The organism is Streptomyces mangrovi, assembly GCF_900114215.1.
GTDB classification, from domain to species: domain Bacteria; phylum Actinomycetota; class Actinomycetes; order Streptomycetales; family Streptomycetaceae; genus Streptomyces; species Streptomyces barkulensis.
In genome coordinates this window covers 1-1207 of record NZ_FOSG01000056.1, presented here as the reverse complement: position 1 = coordinate 1207, position 1207 = coordinate 1, and the positions used below count along the sequence as shown (strand labels likewise).

The window sequence follows — 1207 nt, the reverse complement described above, 5'->3', positions numbered from 1 at the left end:
CGCCCGATCTACGCCGCCACGGCCGCCTACGGGCACTTCGGCCGGGAGCTGGACGACTTCACCTGGGAGCGCACCGACCGCACCGACGCACTGCGCACCGCGGCCGGCTGCCGGAACTGACGGAAAAGGGGGACAGCGCCGTGCGAACAGCTGTAACCGGTTCGATCGCCACCGACCACCTGCTCACCTTCCCCGGGGTCTTCACCGACCAACTCCTGGCCGAACGGCTGGAACGGGTCTCGCTGTCCTTCCTGGCCGACCGGCTCGAAGTCCGCCGCGGGGGAGTGGCCGCGAACATCTGCTACGGACTGGGGCTGCTGGGCCTGCGCCCCGTGCTCGTCGGCGCGGCAGGCGGCGACTTCGAGCCCTACCGCCTCCATCTCAAGGAACACGGAATCGACACCGACTCGGTGCACATCAGCGAGAGCCGTCACACGGCCCGGTTCGTCTGTACGACCGACCGGGTGCAGAACCAGATCGCCACCTTCTACGCGGGTGCCATGGCGGAGGCGCGCACCATCGACCTGCGCCGGGTGGTCGCCCGCGTGGGCCGCCTCGATCTCGTCGTGGTCTCACCCGACGACCCCGAGGCGATGATCCGGCACACCGACGCGTGCCGGGCCCTGAACATCCCCTTCGCGGCCGACCCCTCCCAGCAACTGGCCAGACTGGAGCGGAAAGAGGTCCGGCGGCTCCTCGAGGGCGCACGCTGGCTCTTCGGCAACGAGTACGAGGCCGCGTTGCTCCAGGAGCGCTCCGGCTGGAGCACATCCCAGATCCTCGACCGCGTCGGGTGCTGGGTCACGACCCTGGGCGACTCGGGCGTCCGCCTCCGGCAGAAGGGCCGGCCGGACACCGGGATCCCGGCGGTACCGGTCGAAGGCGTCGTCGATCCGACAGGCGTCGGCGACGCCTTCAGGGCGGGATTCGTCGCGGCCCTGTCCTGGAACCTCCCGCGTGAGGTCGCGGCGCAGTTCGGCTGCACCGTCGCCGCGACAGTCCTCGACTACATCGGCACGCAGGAGTACCGGCTCTACCGCGAGCCCCTCCTTTCCAGAATGCGCACGTCCTACGGAGTACCGGCGGCGGCCCGGGTCGTCCCGCACCTGAGGGAGCTGCCGTGACCGCGGCCGGACCGAGGGTCCAACTGCTGCGTGAGGCGTTGGCGTCGCGGGTGGTGGTGGCCGACGGGGCGATGGGCACGATG

The 1207-nt window shown here is 70.8% G+C and carries 1 protein-coding gene; it reads left to right on the top strand.

Going from position 1 to position 1207, the window contains the following annotated elements; all coding sequences use genetic code 11:
- Positions 1-140: 140 nt before the first annotated feature.
- Complete coding sequence (locus BM237_RS28600; RefSeq protein ID WP_093852638.1) at positions 141-1124, top strand: carbohydrate kinase family protein; 984 nt, start codon at positions 141-143, stop codon at positions 1122-1124.
- The last annotated feature ends 83 nt before the right edge of the window (positions 1125-1207 follow it).